Source organism: Actinomycetospora atypica, from assembly GCF_042653685.1.
Classification (GTDB): domain Bacteria; phylum Actinomycetota; class Actinomycetes; order Mycobacteriales; family Pseudonocardiaceae; genus Actinomycetospora; species Actinomycetospora atypica.
The window spans coordinates 124862-144880 of record NZ_JBHSIV010000009.1 but is presented as its reverse complement, the minus strand read 5'-3'; the positions used below and the strand labels follow the sequence as shown (position 1 = coordinate 144880).

Below are 20019 nucleotides of genomic sequence, written 5' to 3'. Positions count from 1 at the left end.
CCGTCTGCTTGACCCTCCACGACGGACCTGACGACGATCGACCGTCCTGATCCTGCGGACCGGGCGCCAACATCATTCCTGCTGCCTGTCCGCGTGCTGGTCGCGCCCACGGGCGGGACCGAAGGAGTGGTCACATGACGTCGACGGTCAACGGGTTCGGAGCCGCAATCCCCCAGGGTCACGAGGGACACCTCGGTACGGAGACCGCCCGGCGCGAGCACGGCCGGCTGGGACGGGGCGCCTACCGCGGGCCCCGCACGCTGGCCGCGGCACGGAGCGCGCTGCGGGTGGCGCTGCCCGAGCCGAGCAGCCGTTACGACCAGAACGACGAGTGGTGCGTCGTCCAGCAGCCCGACGGGGCCTGGGACGAGATCCGCTTCCACGACTACCACCGGATCTTCGACGTCCCCGGGCTCTACGAGAAGATCTTCTACGACGTCCTCGGCTGCGACACCCCGCGCTTCATGGTGAACCTCCTCGCCGACGCGCTCGCCGACGCCGGCGAGGACGCCTCCGCGGTCCGCGTGCTCGACCTCGGCGCCGGCAACGGGATCATGGCCGAGGAGCTCGCCACGATCGGCGTGGCGCACTCGGTGGGGGTCGACATCCTGCCCGAGGCGCGCACGGCCGCCGAGCGCGACCGCCCGGGCCTCTACGCCGACTACCTCGTGACCGACCTCACGGCCCTCGGGGCCGGCGACTCCCGTCGCCTCACCGAGCACCGCCTGACCGCGCTGGCCGTGGTCGCCGCCCTCGGGTTCGGGGACATCCCGCCCGAGGCCTTCCGCACGGCCTACGACCACGTGGCCGAGGGCGGGTGGGTCGTCCTGACCATCAAGGACGCCTTCCTGGCCGAGGACGACACGTCCGGCTTCGCCCGGATGATCTCCGACGGCATGGCCTCCGGCGCGCTCGACGTGGTCCGCCGCGAGAAGTTCCGCCACCGTCTGGCCACCGACGCGAGCCCGCTGGTCTACGAGGGGATCGTCGCGCGCAAGCGCGGACCCCTGGCCTGACAGCTCCGACGGGGCCCCGCCGTCCGTTTCCCCGGGTAGTGTGAACGGGCACACACGAACGCGGACGGCGGGTCCCGGAGGTCGCTCCGGCGCGGGGCGCGGGACCGGCCCCACGAGGAGAGATCGCATGGCCGTCAGTGACGAGACCGGACCCCAGCTACCTGCACTGCGTACGCCCGACCTCGCGAAGACCGTGGAGACGATCGTCCCCGACTCGGTGCTCGCCCGCACCGACCCGGCGCTCTTCGGACGTGCCGTGCTCCAGATGGCCCAGGGCTGGATCAGCCACCCCGGGGAGGTCAGCCGCGCGGCGTCGTCGTTCGCGGCGATCTCGGCCCGGATCGGGGCGGCCGCGACCGGGCGTGCCCTGCGCGGCCTCTCCGGGGGCACCGCGGAGAACGACCCGAAGGCCGAGCCGGTACCGACCTCCAAGGACGGCCGGTTCAAGGACACGACCTGGGTGGAGAACCCCGCCTACTGGGCGCTGCGCCAGGAGTACCTCGCGCTCGTGTCGCTGCTCGACGACCTCGTCGGCGCCGCGGCGCTCGACGCCAGGACCGAGGAGCGGGCCCGCATGCTGATGGGCCTCGTCGGGAGCATGGTGTCCCCGACCAACGTGCTGCCCGGCAACCCGGCCGCCCTCAAGCGGGCGTTCGAGACCGGCGGCGCGAGCGTCGTCGCGGGCCTGCGCAACCTGCTCGACGACGTCGCCACCAACGGCGGCAAGCCGCGCCAGGTCGACAAGAGCGGCCTGCGCGTCGGCAAGGAGCTCGCGGCGACCCCCGGGAAGGTCGTCTACCGCAACCGGCTCATGGAGCTGGTGCAGTTCGAGGCGCAGACCGACGAGGTCCACGCGATCCCGCTGCTGTGCAGCCCGCCGTGGATCAACAAGTACTACGTCATGGACCTCGCGCCCGAGCGCAGCCTCGTGGAGTGGGCCGTGCAGCACGGCCACACCGTGTTCATGATCAGCTACCGCAACCCCGACAGCTCGATGGCGTCGACGACGTTCGCCGACTACCTCGAGCTCGGCCCGGCCGCGGCCCTCGACGTCGTCTGCGACATCACCGGGGCCGAGAAGGTCAACCTGATGGGGCTCTGCCTCGGCGGGCTCATGGCCGCGCTGCTCAGCGCCCGCGCCGCGGGCCGCGGCGACGACCGCATCAACTCCCTGACGATGCTCAACACGATGCTCGACTACTCCGAGGTCGGGCCGGTCGCGTCCTTCGTCGGCCCCGAGATCGTCGAGCGCCTCGAGACGTCGATGCAGCAGACGGGCTACCTGCCCGCCGAGTCGATGGCCACGACGTTCGACCTGCTGCGCGCCAACGACCTGATCTTCAACTACATCGGGCCGAACTGGCTGGAGGGCAAGGCGCCGCCGGCGTTCGACATCCTCGCGTGGAACACCGACTCCACGCGGATGCCCGCCGCGATGCACTCCTTCTACCTGCGGCACTTCTACATCGACAACGAGCTCTCCCGCGACCAGCTCGAGATCGAGGGCGAGCGGCTCACCCTCAAGGCGGTGCACGCCGACACCTTCATCGTGGCGGCGGAGAACGACCACATCGCGCCCTGGCGCACGTCGTTCACCTCCACCCAGCTGCTGGGCGGCGACGTCACGTTCGTGCTCTCGACGGCGGGCCACATCGCCGGCGTGGTGAACCCGCCGAGCCCGAAGGCGAAGCACTGGGTGGGCACGGTCGGTGAGACCGGTTCCGACGCCCCCGGCCCCGACGGCTGGCGCGCCCGCTCCAGCGAGGTCAAGGGCTCCTGGTGGGAGACCTGGTCGACCTGGATCGGCGAGCACGGGGGCGACATGCGCACCCCGCCGCCGGTCGGCACGGAGCGCTACCCCGTGCTCGGCGACGCCCCGGGGGAGTACGTCCTCGGCGAGGGCTGAGGACACTCGCGACACCGGCCCGGCCCCCGAGTGGTCGACGTCACACGAGTTCCGTGTGGCGCCCTCGGGTGGTCGGGCCGTCGCGCGTCTTGACGCGGACGACCCGCGCGGGCACCGTGTTGCGTAGAGCGCGACGGTGGTGCAAGAAGCGCAACACGCGTCGCTCACACCCCCTGCCGGAACGGGTGCCGCCATGGACCACCGCCCTCCCGACCGCCTCGTGCGCTCGGCCTCCGTCGCTCTCCGCCGTCTCGTCGACGACGCCGTGGGACCGCGCTACGACACCGCGTTCCTGCGCCTCGACCTGCTCCTGACCGCCGCGGAGTCGCGGTGCGGCTGCGTCGACTGCGCCCTCGCGGTCGACCGCCGGCGGGGCGAGATCCTCGCGTCCCTGCCGCGTCCCTGACCCTCGCGACGGGCGTCGCGGCGCCGTGCTCGGTATCCTTTGCAGTTGATCGGCCCGTCGAGCAGGACGGGCCGGCTGCTCCGGAGGAGAACCGATGACGACGATGTCGAACGGCACCGGCACGATGACCGACCAGTTCACCGACGCGATGGCCCGCGGCCAGCAGGCGATGAGCGAGGCCGCGACCGGCGCCGCGAAGCTCTGGTCCGCCGCGTTCCAGGGCGCCGAGGGCGCGAGCACCTCCGTGCCGCAGTCCGGCGCGTTCCCGATCGCGATGCCGTCGGTCGGCGAGATGATCGACCGCAGCTACGACACGGGCATCGCCGTCCTCGAGATGCAGCGCTCCGTGGCGCACCAGGTCCTCGACGCGCTGCGTCTGCGCTGAGCGCCGGGCCCGCGATGGGCGTGGACACCGTGTGGGAGGCGCAGCGCCGGGCGCTCGGCTCCTTCATCCGGGACCAGCGGCGCCTCGCGCGGCTGTCCCTGCGGCAGCTCTCGGCGCTGTCGCACATCTCGAACCCCTACCTCAGCCAGGTCGAACGCGGGTTGCACGTGCCGTCGGTGCGCGTGCTGCAGGCCATCGCCGACGCGCTCGACCTGTCCGCCGAGACCCTCCTCGAGCAGGCGGGGATCGTCCGGGAGCAGGCCGCTCCCGGGACCGACGCCGATCCGGACGACCGACGGTCCGGGACCGGCGTCGAACGCGCCGTCCGGGCCGACCGTCGGCTCTCCCAGGCGCAGAAGGAGGCGTTGATCGCCGTGTACCGCAGCTATACCGAGGACCGTCCCGTCCAGCCCGGATCCGGACGGTGAGCGTCATGGAGATCGTCCCCGTCGAGGGTGCACGGGAGGGGTCGACGGAGCGGATCCTGTCCGTCGCGGGCCGGCGCGTCCGCGTGGCCGTGCGTCCGGGCACCGATCCCGCCCTGCGCCCCCTGGTGCTGGTCAACGGCATCGGCGCGAGCCTCGAACTCCTCGAGCCGCTCGTCGAGGTGCTCGACCCGCGGCGCGAGGTCGTCCGGTTCGACGTCCCCGGGATCGGGCGCTCGCAGGCCTCCGCGGTGCCGCTGCCGATGGCGGCGCTCACCACCCTGCTCGCCGACCTGCTCGACCAGCTCGACGGCCTGACCGCCGCGAAGCACGGGGTCGTCGACGTCCTCGGCCTGTCCTGGGGCGGCGGGATCGCCCAGCAGTTCGCGCTGCAGTACCCCCGGCGCACCGGCCGGCTCGTGCTGGTCAGCACCGGCACCGGCGTGATGATGGTGCCGGCCCGTCTCGGCGTGCTCGCCCGCATGCTGACCCCGCGCCGCTACAACGACCCCACCTACCGCCGCAGCGCCGGGCGGGAGATCTACCACGGCGAGGACGGCGACGCCGTCGACGCCGTGTTCGCCCGGGTGCGCCCGGTGACGGCGAAGGCCTACCTGCACCAGCTGTTCGCGCTGACCACTTGGACGAGCCTGCCGGTGCTGCCGCTGATCGGGGCGCCCACGCTCGTCCTCGCCGGCCGCCGCGACCCGGTCATCCCCGTGGTGAACGCCCACCTGATGGGCTCGCTGCTCCCGCGCGGGGAGGTGCACCTGCACGACGGCGGGCACCTCGGCATCCTCACGCGGCCCCGCGTCCTCGCGCCGGTGGTCGAGGAGTTCTTGAACCGGACGTGACCGGCCCTACAGTGGTCGCGTGAGCGTCAAGAAGCAGGTCCAGGGCGTCGACGGACGCGAGTGGCTCGTGACCATGACGATCCTCTGGACCGACACCACGGAGAAGTTCGAGCACGAGAAGGAGGGCGGCCGCAACGCCGTCATCGGCATGATCATCGTGCTCGGCTTCCTGTGGTTCGCGCTGGTGGCCTGGGCGGTCGAGATGTACCCGGTCGTCCAGGTCCCCTGGTGGATGATCCTGCTGCTGCTCGGTCTCGTGCTGTTCTTCCCCGGGCGCTGGGTCATCCGCCGGCCGCGCCGGCTCCTCGTCGAGGGCGGGCGCTGGCCCGACGACGACGAGGACGACGCGATGGGTGAGGCCTGGAGCGGCTACATCCGGGGCCGGACCGAGGCGCGCGCCGAGTTCAACCAGGCGATCAAGACGCTCAAGCGCCGCGGCACGCCGGCCCGGGCCAACAGCCCGCTCCAGCCGCAGTAGGCCGGGAGAGGAGACGCCGTGCCCGAGCTGCCCGAGGTCGAGGCCCTCGCCGAGCACCTGCGCACCCACGCGCTCGCCCGGCCGGTCGCGCGCGTCGACCTCGCGAGCATGACCGCGCTCAAGACCTTCGACCCGCCGGTCTCGGCGCTGACCGGCCGGCTCGTCACCGGCGCCGGGCGCATCGGGAAGTTCCTCGACGTGCACCTGGACGACCTCCATCTCGTCGTGCACCTGTCCCGGGCCGGGTGGCTGCGCTGGCACGAGCAGGCCTCCGCCACGCCGCCGAGGCCCGGCAAGGGCCCGCTGGAGTTCCGCGTGCACCTCGAGACCGTCGGCGGGCCGGGGTTCGACCTCACCGAGGCGGGGACGCAGAAGCGGCTCGCGGTGTACGTGGTGCGCGACCCGTCGGAGGTCCCCGGGATCGCCTCGCTCGGCCCGGACGCCCTGGGACTGTCGCGGGCCGCCTTCGGGGAGCTGCTCTCCGGGGTGTCGTCCCGGCTGAAGACGCTGCTCGTCGACCAGCGGACGATCGCCGGGATCGGCAACGCCTACTCCGACGAGATCCTCCACGTCGCGAAGCTCTCGCCGTTCGCCACCGCGGGGAAGCTCGACGAGGCCGCGGTCGACCGGCTCTTCGCCGCGATGCACTCGGTGCTCACCGAGGCCGTCGACCGGGCCGTGGGGCAGGACGCCGCGCTGCTCAAGGGCGAGAAGCGCTCCGGGATGCGGGTGCACGCCCGGACCGGGCTGCCGTGCCCCGTGTGCGGGGACGCGGTCCGCGAGGTCTCCTACGCCGAGCGGTCGTTCCAGTACTGCGCCACCTGCCAGACCCAGGGCAAACCGTTGGCCGACCGCCGACTCTCACGCCTCGTCAAGTGACCGATACCGCCGAACGAGCGATCACCCGGCCGCGCCGAGGTGCACCTCGTTGCTCTGACGGGGTGGACTACCGGACGATGGCCCCGTGACCCTGTTGACGAACACGACGTTCCTCGTCGTCGTCGGCGTGGTCCTCGTCGGTGCGGCGCTGGCCGTCGGCGTGTTCCGCCGGGTCCGCCGCCGCCACGCCTTCGCGTCGCCGCTGGAGCGCGCGACCTTCTCCACGCTGCACACCGTGTCGCTGGCGGCGCCCGCGCTGCGCGAGGGCCTCTCCGAGTCCTCCGCCCAGTTCGCGGTGCCCTACCTGCGCACCCTGCTCGACACCGAGGCGCTCTCCATGACGGCGGCCGACTGCGTGCCACTGGCGTGGGACGGCGAGGCCGAGCACCACAACCTCGACGTGCGCTTCTACGCCGAGAAGGTGATGAAGACCGGCCGCCAGCAGATGGCGAGCCGCCGCGACATCGAGTGCGGCGACGACCGCTGCCCGGTCAAGGGCATCGTCGTGGTGCCCCTCGAGGTCGACGGCAACGTCGTCGGCACGCTCGCGGCCGTCAGCGGCGAGACCCCGGGCCCGGTGCTGCTGCGCGCCACCGCCGAGGTCGCCCGCTACGTCTCCAGCCAGCTCGAGCTCGCCGACCTCGACGACTCCCGCGACCGGCTCAACCGCGCCGAGGTCCGCGCCCTGCGCGCCCAGATCTCGCCGCACTTCATCTACAACGCGCTCAACACCGTCGCCTCGTTCATCCGCACCGACCCGGAGCGGGCGCGCGAGCTGCTCATGGAGTTCGCCGACTTCACCCGCTACTCGTTCCGCCAGGCCGGGGAGTACACGACGCTCGCCGAGGAGCTCAAGAACATCGACCGCTACCTCATGCTCGAGCGGGCGCGGTTCGGCAACCGGCTCGCGGTGAAGGTGCAGGTGGCGCCCGAGGTGCTCTCGGTGGTGCTGCCGTTCCTCGCGCTGCAGCCCCTGGTGGAGAACGCGGTGCGTCACGGCCTGGCCGGCAAGGTCGAGGGCGGGACGGTGACGCTCACCGCCGAGGACTCCGCGAGCGAGTGCCTCATCACCGTCGAGGACAACGGGGTCGGCATGGACCCGCAGGCGCTGCGCGAGGACAACCGCGACGCCCACCTCTCCGGCGCGCACGTGGGGCTCGGCAACGTCGACGACCGCATGCGCTCGGCCTTCGGGCCCGACTACGGCCTCGTCGTGGAGACCGAGCGCGGGGCCGGCACCAAGATCAGCCTGCGGGTGCCGAAGTTCCGGGCGGGCGTGCGGGTCTAGGCCGGTAGGGCAAACTGGGCGACATGGACCTCCGCTTCCCCCAGGCCGTGAGACTCGGGGCCCTGAAGCTCCCGCAGGCCGTGTCCTCGGTCCTGCCCGGGGCGCTCGCGTCGAAGGTCACGGGCGGCACGGTCTCGGTGGTCCGCCTCAGCGGCGTGATCGCCTCGGCCTCCGGCCCGGTGCCGCGCTCGCTGATCAACCTCCCGGCCGTGGAGTCGGCCCTCACCCGGGCGTTCGAGGCGGAGAACGCGGTCGCCGTCGCGATCGTCATCAACTCCCCGGGCGGGTCGCCGACGCAGTCGCAGCTGGTGGCCGACCGCATCCGCGGGCTCGCCGCCGAGCACGAGCTGCCCGTGCTGGCGTTCTGCGAGGACGTCGCCGCCTCGGGCGGGTACTGGCTGGCCTGCGCCGCCGACGAGATCTTCGCGTGCCCGACGTCGCTGGTCGGCTCCATCGGCGTCGTCAGCGGCGGGTTCGGCCTCACCGGGCTCATCGAGCGGTTCGGCATCGAGCGCCGGCTGCACACCGCCGGGCAGAACAAGGCCCGCCTCGACCCGTTCCAGCCCGAGAAGGCCGAGGACGTCGAGTGGCTGCTCGGCATGCAGGCCGAGCTGCACGAGATGTTCATCGAGTGGGTCCGCGCCCGCCGCGGCGACACGCTGCGCGACACCCCCGACCTGTTCACCGGCGAGGTCTGGACCGGGCGCAAGGCGCTCGAGCTCGGCCTGATCGACGGGATCGGCACGGCGCGTGAGGTGCTCTCGCAGCGGTTCCCCGACGCCGAGCCGGTCACCGTCGAGCCGCGCAAGCCGCTGCTCGCGCGCCTCGGGGTCGGGGTGCTCGGGGGGGTGCCGGGGCTCGGCGTGGCCGCTTCCGACCCGGCCGGGGCCGTCGTCGGCGCCCTCGCCTACCTCGAGGACCGCGCACACTGGAGCCGGTTCGGCCTCTAGGGCGCGCCACCGGCGCCCCGGGCGGAGGTGCGATGCCGGCGATCGGCTGGGACGGGCGCGACGTCTCCGGGCTCAGCCACGAGCAGATCCACCGCTGGACCCGCGACGGCGCGAGCCCCGAGGCCCTCGCCGCCGCCCGGGACCGCCACCTCGCGCGCGCCGACGAGCTGCGCACCGCCGCGGGACGCCTCGAGTCCGCCCGGCGCGGGGTGTCGGCGACGTGGGCCGGGCGGGACGCCGACGCGGCGGGCGGGCGCACCCGGGCGCTCGCCACGCAGATGGAGCGGCTCGCCGAGACCGTCGGCGGGCAGGCCCGCGGCATCGACGGTCTGCGCTCGGCGCTGGTGCGCGTCCAGGCGGCCGTCGGCCCTCCCCGTCCGCCCGCGCTGCCCGGCCTCGGCGTGACCCCGGTCCTCGACGAGCTGCGCTCCCTGGTCACGGGACGGCCCGCCGACGGCTACCCCGGGTTCCGCGCCGCCGCGGCCGACCAGGCCGCCGCCCGCGAGGCCTACCGCTCCTACCTGGCCGAGACCGCCACCGCGGCGCGCACCGTCCCCACCACCGGGGGCGGCCCGGCGGCCACGCCCGCCCCGCCCCCGGCCCCGCTCGCCCCGGGAGCCCAGGGTGCGCCGACGGGCGTCCTGCAGCGGGCGGCGGTGGCGGGCCCCGCTCCCGCGGGCGGGGGTCCCGGGGCCTTCCCGACGAGGCCGGCGGCGGCCCCGGGCGCCCCGTCCGCGGCCAGGGTCCCGACGACGAGGCCCGCCGCGCCACCCGCCTCCGTCCCCACGCGCATGCCGGGCCCCGCAGCGGGCCCGACGACGGCGCCGAGGACGTCCCGCGCACCGGTCCCGGCGGCCCCGGACGTCCCGGCCCCGCCCGCTCCCGGTGCGCCCCGCCCGGTCGGCGCTCCCACGGTCGGCGTCCCCACGGTCCGCGCCCCTGCAGCGGGCGCTCCCACGGCAGAGCCCCTCGCGGCCGCCCCGTCGACGGGCCCGGCGGGCCGTCCCGGGGTCGCCTCAATCGGACGAACGGCCCCCGCGTCACCTTCTCCGGTGCCGGACGGCCCGTTCGTCCGGTCCGGGGCCACCCGCGACCCCGCGCGGCCGGGCTTCGGGCTCGGGCGGCCCACGACGGACCCGGCGGCCGACCCCGACCCGCCCGACGAGGGCACCCGCCGCTCCGGCGAGGAGCCCGCCGTGCCGCTCGGGCACCCCGGCCACCTCGTCGACCCCGACCCGCCGGGCTGGGGCGTCCCCGGCGGGCGCCGCGTCGCGCCCCCCGTGTTCGGGGAGGAGCCGCGGTGACCCGGCCCCCGGCTCCGATCGCGCTGCGCCGCCTCGAGCTGCTGTGGGTCCTCGAGCAGTGCGGCGCGGGCGACTGGCCCTACCCGCTGGCGCCGGTGGCGTGGCCCGCCGACACCGAGGACGAGACGGTGCTCGCGCGCGCCGGGGTCGAGGACGCCCTCGCCGGCCGCGGGCTGCTCGACCCCGCCCCGGCGGCGGTGCTGCTCGCCGTCGGGACCGCGGTGCGCGACCGCCGGCGCCAGCTCGACCTCGTCCGGCGCAGCACGACGACGCCCCTGGCCGCGGTCGCGGTGGGCGCCGACACCGGGGCGGCCCTGCTGTCCTCGGCCGACCACGCCGGGGCCGACGTCCACGTGCGGCTCCTGCGCCCCGACGAGCTGGTCCCGGCCGCGCTGGCCCTCCTGCCGCGCCTGCCCGCCGCGCCGGGCCCGCCCCTGCCGGTGCCCGCGGGCGTGGCCGAGGTCGAGACCCGTCGTCGGGAACGGATGCGGCTGGCGGTGGGCGACGTGCTCGAGTCGGTCACCGCCTGGACCCAGCTCGGGGTGCTCACTGCTCCGGACGAGGTAACTTCTCCGGCACGGCGGGCCGATGCGGCCGTGAAATGGCTCGACTCGCCCCGCGGTCGCTACCGGCTGCGGCACGATCCGGGGCAGGCTCCGGGAGGTACGGCCCGGCTCGTGCCGGACGACACCGCGTCGCCCGGCGTGCGGGCCGAGCTCGAGGCCCTGCTGGGTGCGCGGTGAGGGGGGAGGAGCACGGCATGGGCGGACCGGGTCCCGCGGACGAGCGCGGGTTCGCCGCGCTCGATCCCGAGGACGCGCGCCGCTTCGCCGGCCGGGTCGACGACCTGGAGCGCACCGTCGCCGAGGCGCGCGAGGCGCTGCGGCGGCTCGCCGAGGACCCGCTCGCCACCGGGACCGGCCAGGAGAACGCCGAGATGGCGTCCTGGTACCGGGAGCTCCTCGTCACCGACACCGTGCCCGCCGCCGAGGACCTCACGCGTCAGCTCGACGCGGTGCGCCGGGCGGTCGTCGAGGGCACCGCCGCATGGGAGGAGGCCGACCGGACGATCTCCGATTCGGTCGATCCCGACCAGTAATTCCTCCATTCGAGTGAGCACGTACGTCAGGTCCGGTACGACGACGCGTGGGAGCCGCACCGGGGGATCCCCCGACCGGCGGGGTCCCTATCGTGGACGTGGGACCGACCCTTGGGCAGGATGGCGAAGCAGTGACTACCAACGACAACGACGGTCTGGTCGTCCTCGCGGTCGACGACGAGGAACCAGCGCTCATGGAGCTCGCCTACCTCCTGGAGCAGGACCAACGCGTCACCACGGTCCTGAAGGCGAACGACTCCATCTCGGCCCTGCGGATCCTCACCGGCGGGGACCAGGTGAACATCGGCGGCTTCGGCACGCCGCCGGGCGGCATATCGGCGTCGGCGAAGCAGTCCGACGTCGACGTGCTCTTCCTCGACATCCGGATGCCGGGACTCGACGGACTGGAACTGGCGCAGGTGCTCTCGCGCTACGTCATCCCGCCGTCGGTGGTGTTCGTGACGGCGCACGACGACCGCGCGGTCGAGGCGTTCGACGTGGGTGCGGTCGACTACCTGCTCAAGCCGCTGCGCCCGGAGCGCCTCTACGCCTCCCTGACGCGGATCCTCTCCTCGCGGGGCGCCACCGTGTCGGTGGAGCCCGCCGTCGAGGAGGAGGGCGACGACGAGGTGATCCCGGTCGAGCTCGCCGGCACCACGAAGCTGGTGCAGCGCTCGACCGTGCGCTGGGTGGAGGCGCAGGGCGACTACGCGCGCCTGCACACCACCGACGGCAGCCACCTCGTGCGCATCCCGCTGTCGGTGCTCGAGGAGCGCTGGTCCGACGCCGGCTTCGTCCGGATCCACCGGTCCTACCTCGTCGCGCTGCCGCTGATCACCGAGCTGCGCCTCGCGGGGTCGGGCTACGTGGTGCGCCTCGGCAACGGCAACCAGCCGGGCGAGGTCGCGGAGCTCCCGGTGAGCCGCCGCCACACCCGTGAGCTCAAGGACCGCCTCGTCCGGTCGACGAAACAGGCGTGGGGCCGGCGGTGACCGCCACCGACGGGCGGACCCGGACCGGGGACGTCCCCGGTCCGTCCGACCCGTCGGGTCCCGAGCCGACGCCGGACGGGGACGGGGACGGCCCGGCGGTCGCGCGCGTGCGGGCCCGGGGCGGCCCGGGTGCGCTCGAGCCGGTGCCCCCCGGGGGAGCGCGGCCCGTCGGGCGCCACTCGCGCCCCGACGGCGAGCACACCGGGTACACCCCGCCGCCCGGCTACCGGCCGCGGCACGCCGCGCCCGACGCCGAGACCGAGGTGATGTCGTTCGGCGACCGGCCGCCGCCCGGCCCCCCGACGCCGGCCGCGCCCGCGGAGATGGCCGCGCTGGCCGACCCCACGCCGGTGCGCGGTCTCCCGCTCGCCTCGACCTTCCCCGCCTCCGGCGTCACGGCGTCCGAGACGGTGCCCACCGACGACAAGAAGGCGATCTTCGGCTGGGACCCGGCCACGGGCGACTCCGAGCTGGTCCCGCCCGCCCGCCAGCGGATCGTGCTGGCCGAGCGCCGGTCGCCGACCCGCGCGGTGGGCACGGTCGCCGAGATCGAGCAGCAGACCGCGACCGGTGAGCTGCTGCTGTCGAACCTCATGCGCTCCCAGCTGATGCTGGCGGTACGGCTCACCGTCGTCGCCGTGATCGTCCTCGGCGCGCTGCCCGTGGTCTTCCTGACGATGCCCGCGGTGTCCGGCACGGAGCTGTTCGGCGTGTCCCTGCCGTGGATCCTGCTCGGCGTCCTCGCGTTCCCGTTCCTGATCGTCCTCGGGTGGCTCTACACCCGCACCGCCGAGCGCAACGAGCTCGACTTCGCCGACGACGTCGAGGACTGAGGTCGTGTCCGGGGTCGACACCGTCGTCGCGCTCGTGCTCGCGGGCCTCGCCGCGGTCGCGGTCATCGCCATCGGCTCCCTCGGCGTCCGCGTCACCCGCTCGACCGACGACTTCCTCGCCGCCTCCCGCACGGTGCGCAGCCGGGCCAACGCCGCGGCGATCGCGGGCCAGTCGCTCTCGGTGGCGTCGTTCCTCGGGTTCGCGGGGATCGTGCTCAGCCACGGGGTCGACGGGCTCTGGTACCCGGTGGGCTTCGCGGCGGGCTTCCTCGTCCTGCTGCTGTTCGTCGCGGCCCCGCTGCGTCGCTCCGGCGCCTACACGGTCCCCGACTTCGCCGAGACGCGGCTCGACTCCACCGCGCTGCGGGCGCTGACCACCGTCGTCGTCGTGATCATCGGCTGGCTGTACCTGATCCCTCAGCTGCAGGCCTCCGGCCTGGTCCTCATGGTGCTCACCGGTCTGCCGGGCTGGGTGGGCGTGGTGGTGGTGGGCCTCGTCGTCACCGCGGCGGTCACCTTCGGCGGCATGCGCTCGATGACCTTCGTGCAGGCCTTCGGGTTCTGGCTCAAGGCCACCGCACTGGTGGTGCCCGCGGTGGTGCTCGTCGCCTGGTTCCTCGGCTCGGGCCTCACCGCCGCGCCCGACCGCGGCGGCCCGGTGGTCTTCGACCGGCCGACCACCGTGCAGGTCCACGACCCGGTGGAGCTCGACGTCCGCGAGCCGGTGACCGTCGAGGTGCGCACCGCAGGCGCCCCGATCCGCACGGCGACCTGGACCGGTGGCCTGCAGCCGGTCCCGCGCGACACGGTGCTGGTGTTCCCGGCGGGCTCCCGGATGCCCGTGGTGGGCGACGCCGTCGACGACGACACCCGCTGGGACGCCCCGTTCGGGGACGGCCAGCGCGACCCGCTGTGGGTGTACTCGCTGCTGCTCGCCACGTGCCTGGGCACCGCGGGGCTGCCGCACGTGCTGGTCCGCTACTACACGAACCCCGACGGCCGGGCCGCGCGCCGCACCACCGTGCTCGTCCTCGGCCTGCTCGGGGCGTTCAGCGTGGTGCCGATCGTGCTCGGCGCGCTGAGCCGGACCGTCGCGCCGCAGCTGCTGACCGCCGGGGAGGGCGACGCCGCCATCCTGCTGCTGCCCTCGCTCTCGGTCGGCGGCTTCGGCGGCGCCCTGCTCGGCGGTCTCGTGGCGGCCGGCGTCGCGGCGACGCTGCTGTCGGTCTCGGCCGGGCTGCTGCTCTCGGTGGCGGGCGTGCTCTCCAGCGACGTGCTGCCCGGGCGCCTCGGGGACTTCCGCATCGCCGCCCACGTGGCCGGGGTGGTGCCCCTGGTGGGGGCGCTGCTGTTCGCCCGCCTCGACTTCGCCCCGGCGATCGCCCTCGCCCTCGCCGTGGCCGCGTCGACCTTCGCGCCGCTGCTGCTGCTCGGCATCTGGTGGCGCGGGCTCACCGACCGCGGCGCGATCGCCGGCATCGTCGTGGGCGGGGTGCTGTCGCTGGGCGCGACGCTCGCGACGCTGTCCGGGGTGCGGCTCGACGGCGTCGTCGGGACCCTGCTGGCCCAGCCCGCGGCGGTGTCGGTCCCCGCCGCGGTGATCGTCATGGTGACGGTGAGCCGGGCGACCGCCTCGCGGATCCCCGCGCAGGTCGGCCGGACGCTGCTCCGGCTGCACGCCCCGGAGCGGCTCGGGCTCGGCGAGATGCGCGTCAGTCGCTGACTGACTCGATTCACCCACGTGCGCACCGCGCGGGAACCGCACGTATCGGGCATGGTCACCCGAAAGAACCACTGTGGACGTGGTGTGGGCCACTAGGGTTCGGCCGTCGGATGACCGGCACGCGCTGATCCAGTACACGCCCGGAGGGTTTGACCGCCATGAGTGCGACCGACGAGAGTCCCCGCGGGTCGTCCCCGTCGGGTGCGGCTCCGACCCCGTACGAACAGATGCAGGCCAGCCCGGAGTTCAAGGCGCTGCGCAACCGCTGGCGGCGGTACATCTTCCTGATGAGCGGCCTGTTCCTGGGCTGGTTCCTCGTCTACGTGCTGCTGGCCGACTTCGCGCCCTCCGTGGTGAACGCCCGGATCGGCGGGAGCAACTTCACCGTCGGCCTCCTGCTCGGCCTGCTGCAGTTCGTCTCAACGTTCCTCATCGCGGTGCTCTACGCGAAGTTCGCCGAGAAGAACATCGACCCCGATTCCGAGGCGCTGCGCGCGCAGGTGGAGGAGAAGCTGTGAGGACCCTCCTGCCGGCCCAGGGCGGTACGGCCCAGCTCGGCAACCCCTACCTGAACATCGGGATCTTCCTGGCGTTCGTCGTCGTCACGCTGCTCATCGTCTACCGGGTGAGCCGGTCGGCGACCACCGCGTCGGACTACTACGCCGCCGGCAGCTCGTTCACCGGCCCGCAGAACGGCGTCGCGATCTCGGGCGACTACCTCTCCGCGGCGTCGTTCCTCGGCATCGCCGGGGCCATCGCGGTGAACGGCTACGACGGCTTCCTCTACTCGATCGGCTTCCTCGTCGCGTGGCTGACCGCGCTGCTGCTCGTCGCCGAGCTGCTGCGCAACGTCGGCCGCTTCACCCTCGGCGACGTCCTCGCCTTCCGGATGAAGCAGCGTCCGGTGCGCGCGGCCGCGGCCGTGTCGACGCTCGTCGTCTCGTTCTTCTACCTGCTCGCGCAGATGGCGGGCGCCGGCGGCCTGATCTCGCTGCTGCTCGGGATCGGCAACACGCCGGGCACGATCTTCGACGGCCAGTCGATCGTGATCGCGCTCGTCGGCCTCGTCATGATCGTGTACGTCCTCTACGGCGGCATGCGCGGCACCACCTGGGTGCAGATCATCAAGGCGACGCTGCTCGTCATCGGCGCGGCCGTGATGACGGTCTGGGTGCTGGGCCTCTACGGGTTCAACCTCTCGGCCCTGCTCGGCGCCGCGAACGAGGGCTCGGCGACCAACCTGCTCAACGCCGGCAACCAGTACGGCAAGACGATCACGAGCCGGATCGACTTCCTCTCGCTCGCGGTGGCCCTGGTGCTCGGCACCGCGGGTCTGCCCCACGTGCTGATGCGCTTCTACACGGTGCCCACCGCCAAGGAGGCGCGCCGGTCGGTGAACTGGGCCATCTGGATCATCGGCATCTTCTACCTGTTCACCCTGGTCATCGGCTACGGCGCGGCCGCGCTGGTCCCGGCGAACCTGCTGTCGTCGAAGAACGTCAACGACGCCGCCCCGCTGCTCGCCTTCGAGCTCGGCGGCACGATCCTGCTCGGCGTGGTCTCGGCGATCGCCTTCGCGACGATCCTCGCGGTCGTCGCCGGCCTGACGATCACCGCCGCGGCGTCCTTCGCGCACGACGTCTACGCGTCGGTGCTCAAGGAGGGGAAGCCGGAGCCCGGGTCGGAGGTCAAGGTCGCCCGCCGGACGGCGCTGGTGGTCGGCGCCGTGGCCGTGCTCGGCGGCATCCTCGCCAACGGGCAGAACGTGGCGTTCCTCGTGGCGCTCGCGTTCGCGGTGGCCGCGTCGGCGAACCTCCCGACGCTGCTGTACTCGCTGTTCTGGAAGAAGTTCAACACCACCGGCGCGATGTTCTCGATCTACGGCGGGCTGGTGTCCTGCGTCGTCCTGATCATCTTCTCGCCCGTGGTCTCGGGCTCGGCGACGGCGATCTTCGGGGCGGACACCGACTTCTCGATCTTCCCGCTGTCCAACCCGGGCATCGTGTCGATCCCGCTGTCCTTCCTCCTCGGCATCGTGGGCACCCTCATCGGCGCCAACAAGGGCACGCCGGAGGAGCGCGAGGAGCACGAGCGCAAGGCCGCCGAGATGGAGGTCCGCTCGATGACCGGGGCCGGATCGTCGAACACGGCGTCCGTGCACTGACGTGCCGGTGTGCGCTTCGTGGGGCCATCACCCCACGAAGCGCACACGGGCGCGGAGCGCACAATGGTCACCATGGGTGTGCCGACGGTGACCGTGACCGACGTCCCGGAGGGGGCGACGCTGCTCGACGTCCGGGAGGACGACGAGTGGGTCGCCGGGCACGCCCCCGACGCGGTCCACGTGCCGATGTCGGCCTTCCTCGAGCGGCTCGACCAGGTGCCCGACGGGCCGTTGGCCGTGGTGTGCCGCGTCGGCGGCCGGTCGGCGCAGGTGACCGCCTACCTCGTCGGGCAGGGGCGGGACGCCGTCAACGTCACCGGCGGGATGCTCGCCTGGGAGGCCGCGGGCCGGCCGGTCGTCGCCGACGGTCCCGGCCCCGCCCAGGTGGTGTGACCGCGCGATGACGTGCCCGCGCTGCGGTCGGGAGCAGCCGCCCGGCGCCTCGGGGCGCTTCTGCGTGCACTGCGGCCGCGTGCTCACCGGCGTGCGCTGGATCGCGACGACGCCCGACGCGCTGCGGCCGCGCGCGGAGGGCCCCCGGCGAGCCCGCTACGGCGGGCCGCCCCGCTACCGCGACGTCCCCCGCTGGAGCCTCTGGCCGTGGGCCGAGCGTCCGCGCCCGGGCGGCCCCGACGGCCCGCTGGCCCCGCGGGAGCCCGGGGAGCCGCCCGAGGTGCTGCGCGGCACCGCCGGGTTCCTGCGCCGGCTCGCCGTCACCACCGCCCTGCTCACCGGGGTCGCGGCGCTCGGCGAGGTCCTGCGCTACGTGCTCCTGCTCCTCAGCCGCGACCGCGCGCTCTCGGGGGTGCTGCTCGGCTGGTCCGACGCGGTCGTCGGGATCTTCGGCTGGCTCTCGCCCCTCGCCGCGCTCGCCACCGCGGTGGTGTTCCTGCGCTGGCTGCTCGTCGCCCGCACGATCGCCGCGGAGGTCTCGGGGACCCGGCCCTGGCGCAGCACGCGGCTGCTCCTGCTCGGCTGCGTGCTCCCGCCGTTCACCCTCACCGTGCCCGGCGCGACGCTGGCCGAGATCGAGCACGCCGCCTCCGGCCTCGATCCCGACGACCGCCCCGTGCCGTCGCGCCCGGTCCTCGCGTGGTGGGTCGCCTGGGCTGGAGGCGTCCTGCTCGGCCTCGCCACGGTGGTGCAGGGCTTCGCGACGAGCACCCAGGCCCTCGCCGACGGGGTGGTGCTGCACTTCTGGGTCGACGTCGTGGCCGTGGTGACCTGCTGGCTGACCGTCCGCGTCGTCGAGCACCTCACCGAGCTGCTCGCGCCGGTGCTGCGGGCCTCGGGCCGCAGCTACGTGGTGGCCGGCTGAGGGCTCAGGCGCCCGCGGCGAGGGTGGCGATGCCACCGGCCGACGGCGGCATCGTCGGGTCGGCGCCCGCGACGGCACTCATCTCGCGGGCCACGAAGTCCTCGACGTGGAACAGGTTGTCGCCCGCGCGGCGCACGATCCGCAGCAGCGTGGTCATGGAGGCGACCTCCTCGACCTGCTCCTTGAGGTACCACTGCATGAACTGCTCGCCGAGGTAGTCGCCCTGGTCGCGCGCGGTGCGGGCGAGCACGGTGATCTGGTCGGTGACGCGCTTCTCCTGGTCGAGCACCAGCTCCACGACGTCCTCGACCGACTTGAAGTCGTTGCGGACCTCGTCGGTGCCCGGGATGCGGACGTGCACGTCGTTGTCGAGCAGGTACTGCACCATGCCCATCGCGTGGTTGCGCTCCTCGAGCGCCTGCGCGTAGAAGTGCGCGGCGAGCTGGGGGAGGTCCTCGTCGTCGCAGTACACGGCGACGGCGGTGTACTGCTGCGACGCGGTGAACTCGTTGCGGATCTGGTCGCGCATGAGCTCGTGGAAGGGCAGCTGCGTCGCGTCGGCCATCCGCCGAGTGTAGGACGCGCGTCAGCGGACGGACGTGTGGCGGCCACGCCCGGCGGTCCGGGTCCGCGGCCGGGGACGGCCCGTCGTCGTGCCACCGGCGTCGACCGGCATCGGGCCGGTCCAGCCGAACTGCTCGCAGTGCACGCGGGCGGCCGGGACGGCGAGCTGCTCGAGCGCGGCGAGGGTGCCCGCGAGCAGCGAGGGCGGGCCGCAGACGAAGTAGTCGAGGTGGTCGCGCTCGGGTCGCCCCGGCAGGACGTCGGTCAGCAGCGCGACGTCGACGCGGCGCCCCGCGGTGCGGGTGACCTCGAGGTCGAGGCGCCGGCGCAGGACCTCGAGCTCGTCGGCGAACAGCGGCTCCGCGCCGCGCTCGGCGAGGACGAGGCGGTGGCGGCGCCCGTCGCCGCGCTCGGAGAGCGTGCGCAGCATGCTCATCATCGGGGTGATACCCACTCCGCCCGCGACGAGCACCAGCCCGGCCCGGCCGCCGTGCTCCTCGGCGGTGAACGAGCCGTGCGGGCCGTCGAGCCACACCTTCTGGCCCTGGCGCAGCGCGGCGACCCGGTGGGAGAAGTCGCCCTGCGCGCGCACGGTCAGCTCGAGGCGGCCGGTGACGTTGGCCGACGAGGCGATGGTGAAAGGGTGCTCCTCGGTGCCCACCACGGCGCGGCGCAGCCGCAGCCACACGAACTGGCCGGGGTCGAAGCGCAGGCCGCCGCGGCGCAGGTGGACCGGCGCGAGGACGAGGGTCGAGACGCTCGGGCCCTCCCGGCGCACCCCGTAGACCACGTAGGCGCCCTGCCGGGAGAACAGCGGCCGCCACACCCAGCGGTGCGAGAGCACCGCGAGCAGCGCGCCGGCCAGCACCAGCAGGCAGACCCGCATCACCGGGTCGGCGACGAGGTGGTCGAGCCAGATCACGTGCAGCGCGGCGAGGGCGAGCCCGGCGGCGGCGAGGCCGACGTGCAGGCGGGCCCACACCTCGTAGCGCGCCCCCGGGCGGCGCCCGGCCGCGGCGACCCCGCCGACCGCCAGCAGGGCGACGAGCGAGCCCCAGCCCACCTTCGCGGTGGCGCGGGCGGCGAGCGGGTCGGCCAGCTCCGGGTGGTTCCAGATCGCGACGACGGCGTGCAGGACGACCGCGGCCAGCGCGATCGTCCCCAGCCAGCGGTGCAGGCCCATCACGCGGTCGACGCCGAAGGCGCGGGTGAGGGTGCGGATGCGGCTGGGGACGAGCACCACCACGACGAGGGCCGCGAGGCCCAGCACCCCGAGCCCCACCGACAGCATCGCGCCGCCGCGCGTCGAGTGGCCGCGCCAGGCCGACAGGGCGAGCGGCACGAGGGTCATCACGAGCAGGACGCCGGACCAGGCGAGGGTCGTCATCCGTTTCCGCACGGGCGCAGAAGCTAGGGGGCGGCGACCGGGGGCCCG

General features: G+C 74.1%; 22 protein-coding genes. 20 read left to right on the top strand and 2 right to left on the bottom strand.

The window, feature by feature from the left end; translation table 11 throughout:
• Nucleotides 1–134: 134 nt before the first annotated feature.
• From ACFPBZ_RS11205 to ACFPBZ_RS11110, 20 genes are all read left to right on the top strand, one after another.
• Nucleotides 135–1016 (top strand): methyltransferase domain-containing protein, encoded by an 882-nt coding sequence (locus ACFPBZ_RS11205; RefSeq protein WP_378036124.1) that lies wholly within the window; start codon nt 135–137, stop codon nt 1014–1016.
• Nucleotides 1017–1143: 127 nt separating this feature from the next.
• A complete protein-coding gene (locus tag ACFPBZ_RS11200) occupies nt 1144–2922 on the top strand; it encodes a PHA/PHB synthase family protein (RefSeq protein ID WP_378036123.1) in 1779 nt (592 codons plus the stop codon).
• A 193-nt stretch (nt 2923–3115) separates the two neighbouring features.
• Nucleotides 3116–3328: a hypothetical protein gene (locus tag ACFPBZ_RS11195; RefSeq protein ID WP_378036122.1), complete on the top strand. Its 213-nt coding sequence runs from the start codon at nt 3116–3118 to the stop codon at nt 3326–3328.
• Between the two features lie 94 nt (nt 3329–3422).
• A complete protein-coding gene (locus ACFPBZ_RS11190; RefSeq protein ID WP_378036121.1) occupies nt 3423–3713 on the top strand; it encodes a hypothetical protein in 291 nt (96 codons plus the stop codon).
• Between the two features lie 14 nt (nt 3714–3727).
• Complete coding sequence (locus ACFPBZ_RS11185) at nt 3728–4141, top strand: helix-turn-helix domain-containing protein (RefSeq protein ID WP_378036120.1); 414 nt, start codon at nt 3728–3730, stop codon at nt 4139–4141.
• A gap of 5 nt (nt 4142–4146) precedes the next feature.
• Complete coding sequence (locus ACFPBZ_RS11180) at nt 4147–4992, top strand: alpha/beta fold hydrolase (protein ID WP_378036119.1); 846 nt, start codon at nt 4147–4149, stop codon at nt 4990–4992.
• A 19-nt stretch (nt 4993–5011) separates the two neighbouring features.
• The gene (locus ACFPBZ_RS11175; RefSeq protein WP_378036118.1) at nt 5012–5470 is read left to right on the top strand and encodes a hypothetical protein; all 459 of its coding nucleotides are present in this window, start codon (nt 5012–5014) and stop codon (nt 5468–5470) included.
• Between the two features lie 18 nt (nt 5471–5488).
• Entirely contained in the window at nt 5489–6349 is an 861-nt protein-coding gene (locus ACFPBZ_RS11170; RefSeq protein WP_378036117.1) for an Fpg/Nei family DNA glycosylase, read from the top strand.
• Nucleotides 6350–6434: 85 nt separating this feature from the next.
• The gene (locus ACFPBZ_RS11165) at nt 6435–7637 is read left to right on the top strand and encodes a histidine kinase (protein WP_378036116.1); all 1203 of its coding nucleotides are present in this window, start codon (nt 6435–6437) and stop codon (nt 7635–7637) included.
• A 23-nt stretch (nt 7638–7660) separates the two neighbouring features.
• Complete coding sequence (locus ACFPBZ_RS11160; protein ID WP_378036115.1) at nt 7661–8587, top strand: S49 family peptidase; 927 nt, start codon at nt 7661–7663, stop codon at nt 8585–8587.
• Nucleotides 8588–8619: 32 nt separating this feature from the next.
• Nucleotides 8620–9891, top strand: a complete 1272-nt coding sequence (locus ACFPBZ_RS11155) for a hypothetical protein (protein ID WP_378036114.1) — start codon at nt 8620–8622, stop codon at nt 9889–9891.
• Nucleotides 9888–10634 (top strand): ESX secretion-associated protein EspG, encoded by a 747-nt coding sequence (locus tag ACFPBZ_RS11150; RefSeq protein WP_378036113.1) that lies wholly within the window; start codon nt 9888–9890, stop codon nt 10632–10634. Before ACFPBZ_RS11155 ends, ACFPBZ_RS11150 begins: the two co-directional genes overlap by 4 nt.
• Before the next feature lie 17 nt (nt 10635–10651).
• Nucleotides 10652–10990, top strand: a complete 339-nt coding sequence (locus ACFPBZ_RS11145; protein ID WP_378036112.1) for a hypothetical protein — start codon at nt 10652–10654, stop codon at nt 10988–10990.
• A gap of 131 nt (nt 10991–11121) precedes the next feature.
• Nucleotides 11122–11982, top strand: coding sequence for a LytR/AlgR family response regulator transcription factor (locus ACFPBZ_RS11140; protein WP_378036111.1), 861 nt, complete (start codon nt 11122–11124; stop codon nt 11980–11982).
• The gene (locus ACFPBZ_RS11135; RefSeq protein ID WP_378036110.1) at nt 11979–12815 is read left to right on the top strand and encodes a DUF485 domain-containing protein; all 837 of its coding nucleotides are present in this window, start codon (nt 11979–11981) and stop codon (nt 12813–12815) included. The genes ACFPBZ_RS11140 and ACFPBZ_RS11135 overlap by 4 nt, the downstream gene beginning before the upstream one ends.
• 4 nt (nt 12816–12819) lie before the next feature.
• Nucleotides 12820–14538, top strand: a complete 1719-nt coding sequence (locus tag ACFPBZ_RS11130) for a sodium/solute symporter (RefSeq protein WP_378036109.1) — start codon at nt 12820–12822, stop codon at nt 14536–14538.
• 158 nt (nt 14539–14696) lie between these two features.
• The gene (locus ACFPBZ_RS11125; protein WP_378036108.1) at nt 14697–15056 is read left to right on the top strand and encodes a DUF485 domain-containing protein; all 360 of its coding nucleotides are present in this window, start codon (nt 14697–14699) and stop codon (nt 15054–15056) included.
• A complete protein-coding gene (locus tag ACFPBZ_RS11120; RefSeq protein ID WP_378036107.1) occupies nt 15053–16702 on the top strand; it encodes a solute symporter family protein in 1650 nt (549 codons plus the stop codon). The genes ACFPBZ_RS11125 and ACFPBZ_RS11120 overlap by 4 nt, the downstream gene beginning before the upstream one ends.
• 72 nt (nt 16703–16774) lie before the next feature.
• Nucleotides 16775–17095, top strand: coding sequence for a rhodanese-like domain-containing protein (locus ACFPBZ_RS11115; RefSeq protein ID WP_378036106.1), 321 nt, complete (start codon nt 16775–16777; stop codon nt 17093–17095).
• A 7-nt stretch (nt 17096–17102) separates the two neighbouring features.
• The gene (locus ACFPBZ_RS11110; RefSeq protein WP_378036105.1) at nt 17103–18020 is read left to right on the top strand and encodes a DUF4328 domain-containing protein; all 918 of its coding nucleotides are present in this window, start codon (nt 17103–17105) and stop codon (nt 18018–18020) included.
• A 4-nt stretch (nt 18021–18024) separates the two neighbouring features.
• Here ACFPBZ_RS11110 and ACFPBZ_RS11105 read toward each other — a convergent pair whose 3' ends face one another.
• Together ACFPBZ_RS11105 and ACFPBZ_RS11100 are read right to left on the bottom strand one after the other, a co-directional pair.
• A complete protein-coding gene (locus ACFPBZ_RS11105) occupies nt 18025–18585 on the bottom strand; it encodes a ferritin (protein ID WP_378036104.1) in 561 nt (186 codons plus the stop codon).
• Between the two features lie 21 nt (nt 18586–18606).
• Nucleotides 18607–19971: a ferric reductase-like transmembrane domain-containing protein gene (locus ACFPBZ_RS11100; RefSeq protein WP_378036103.1), complete on the bottom strand. Its 1365-nt coding sequence runs from the start codon at nt 19969–19971 to the stop codon at nt 18607–18609.
• Nucleotides 19972–20019: the final 48 nt, after the last annotated feature.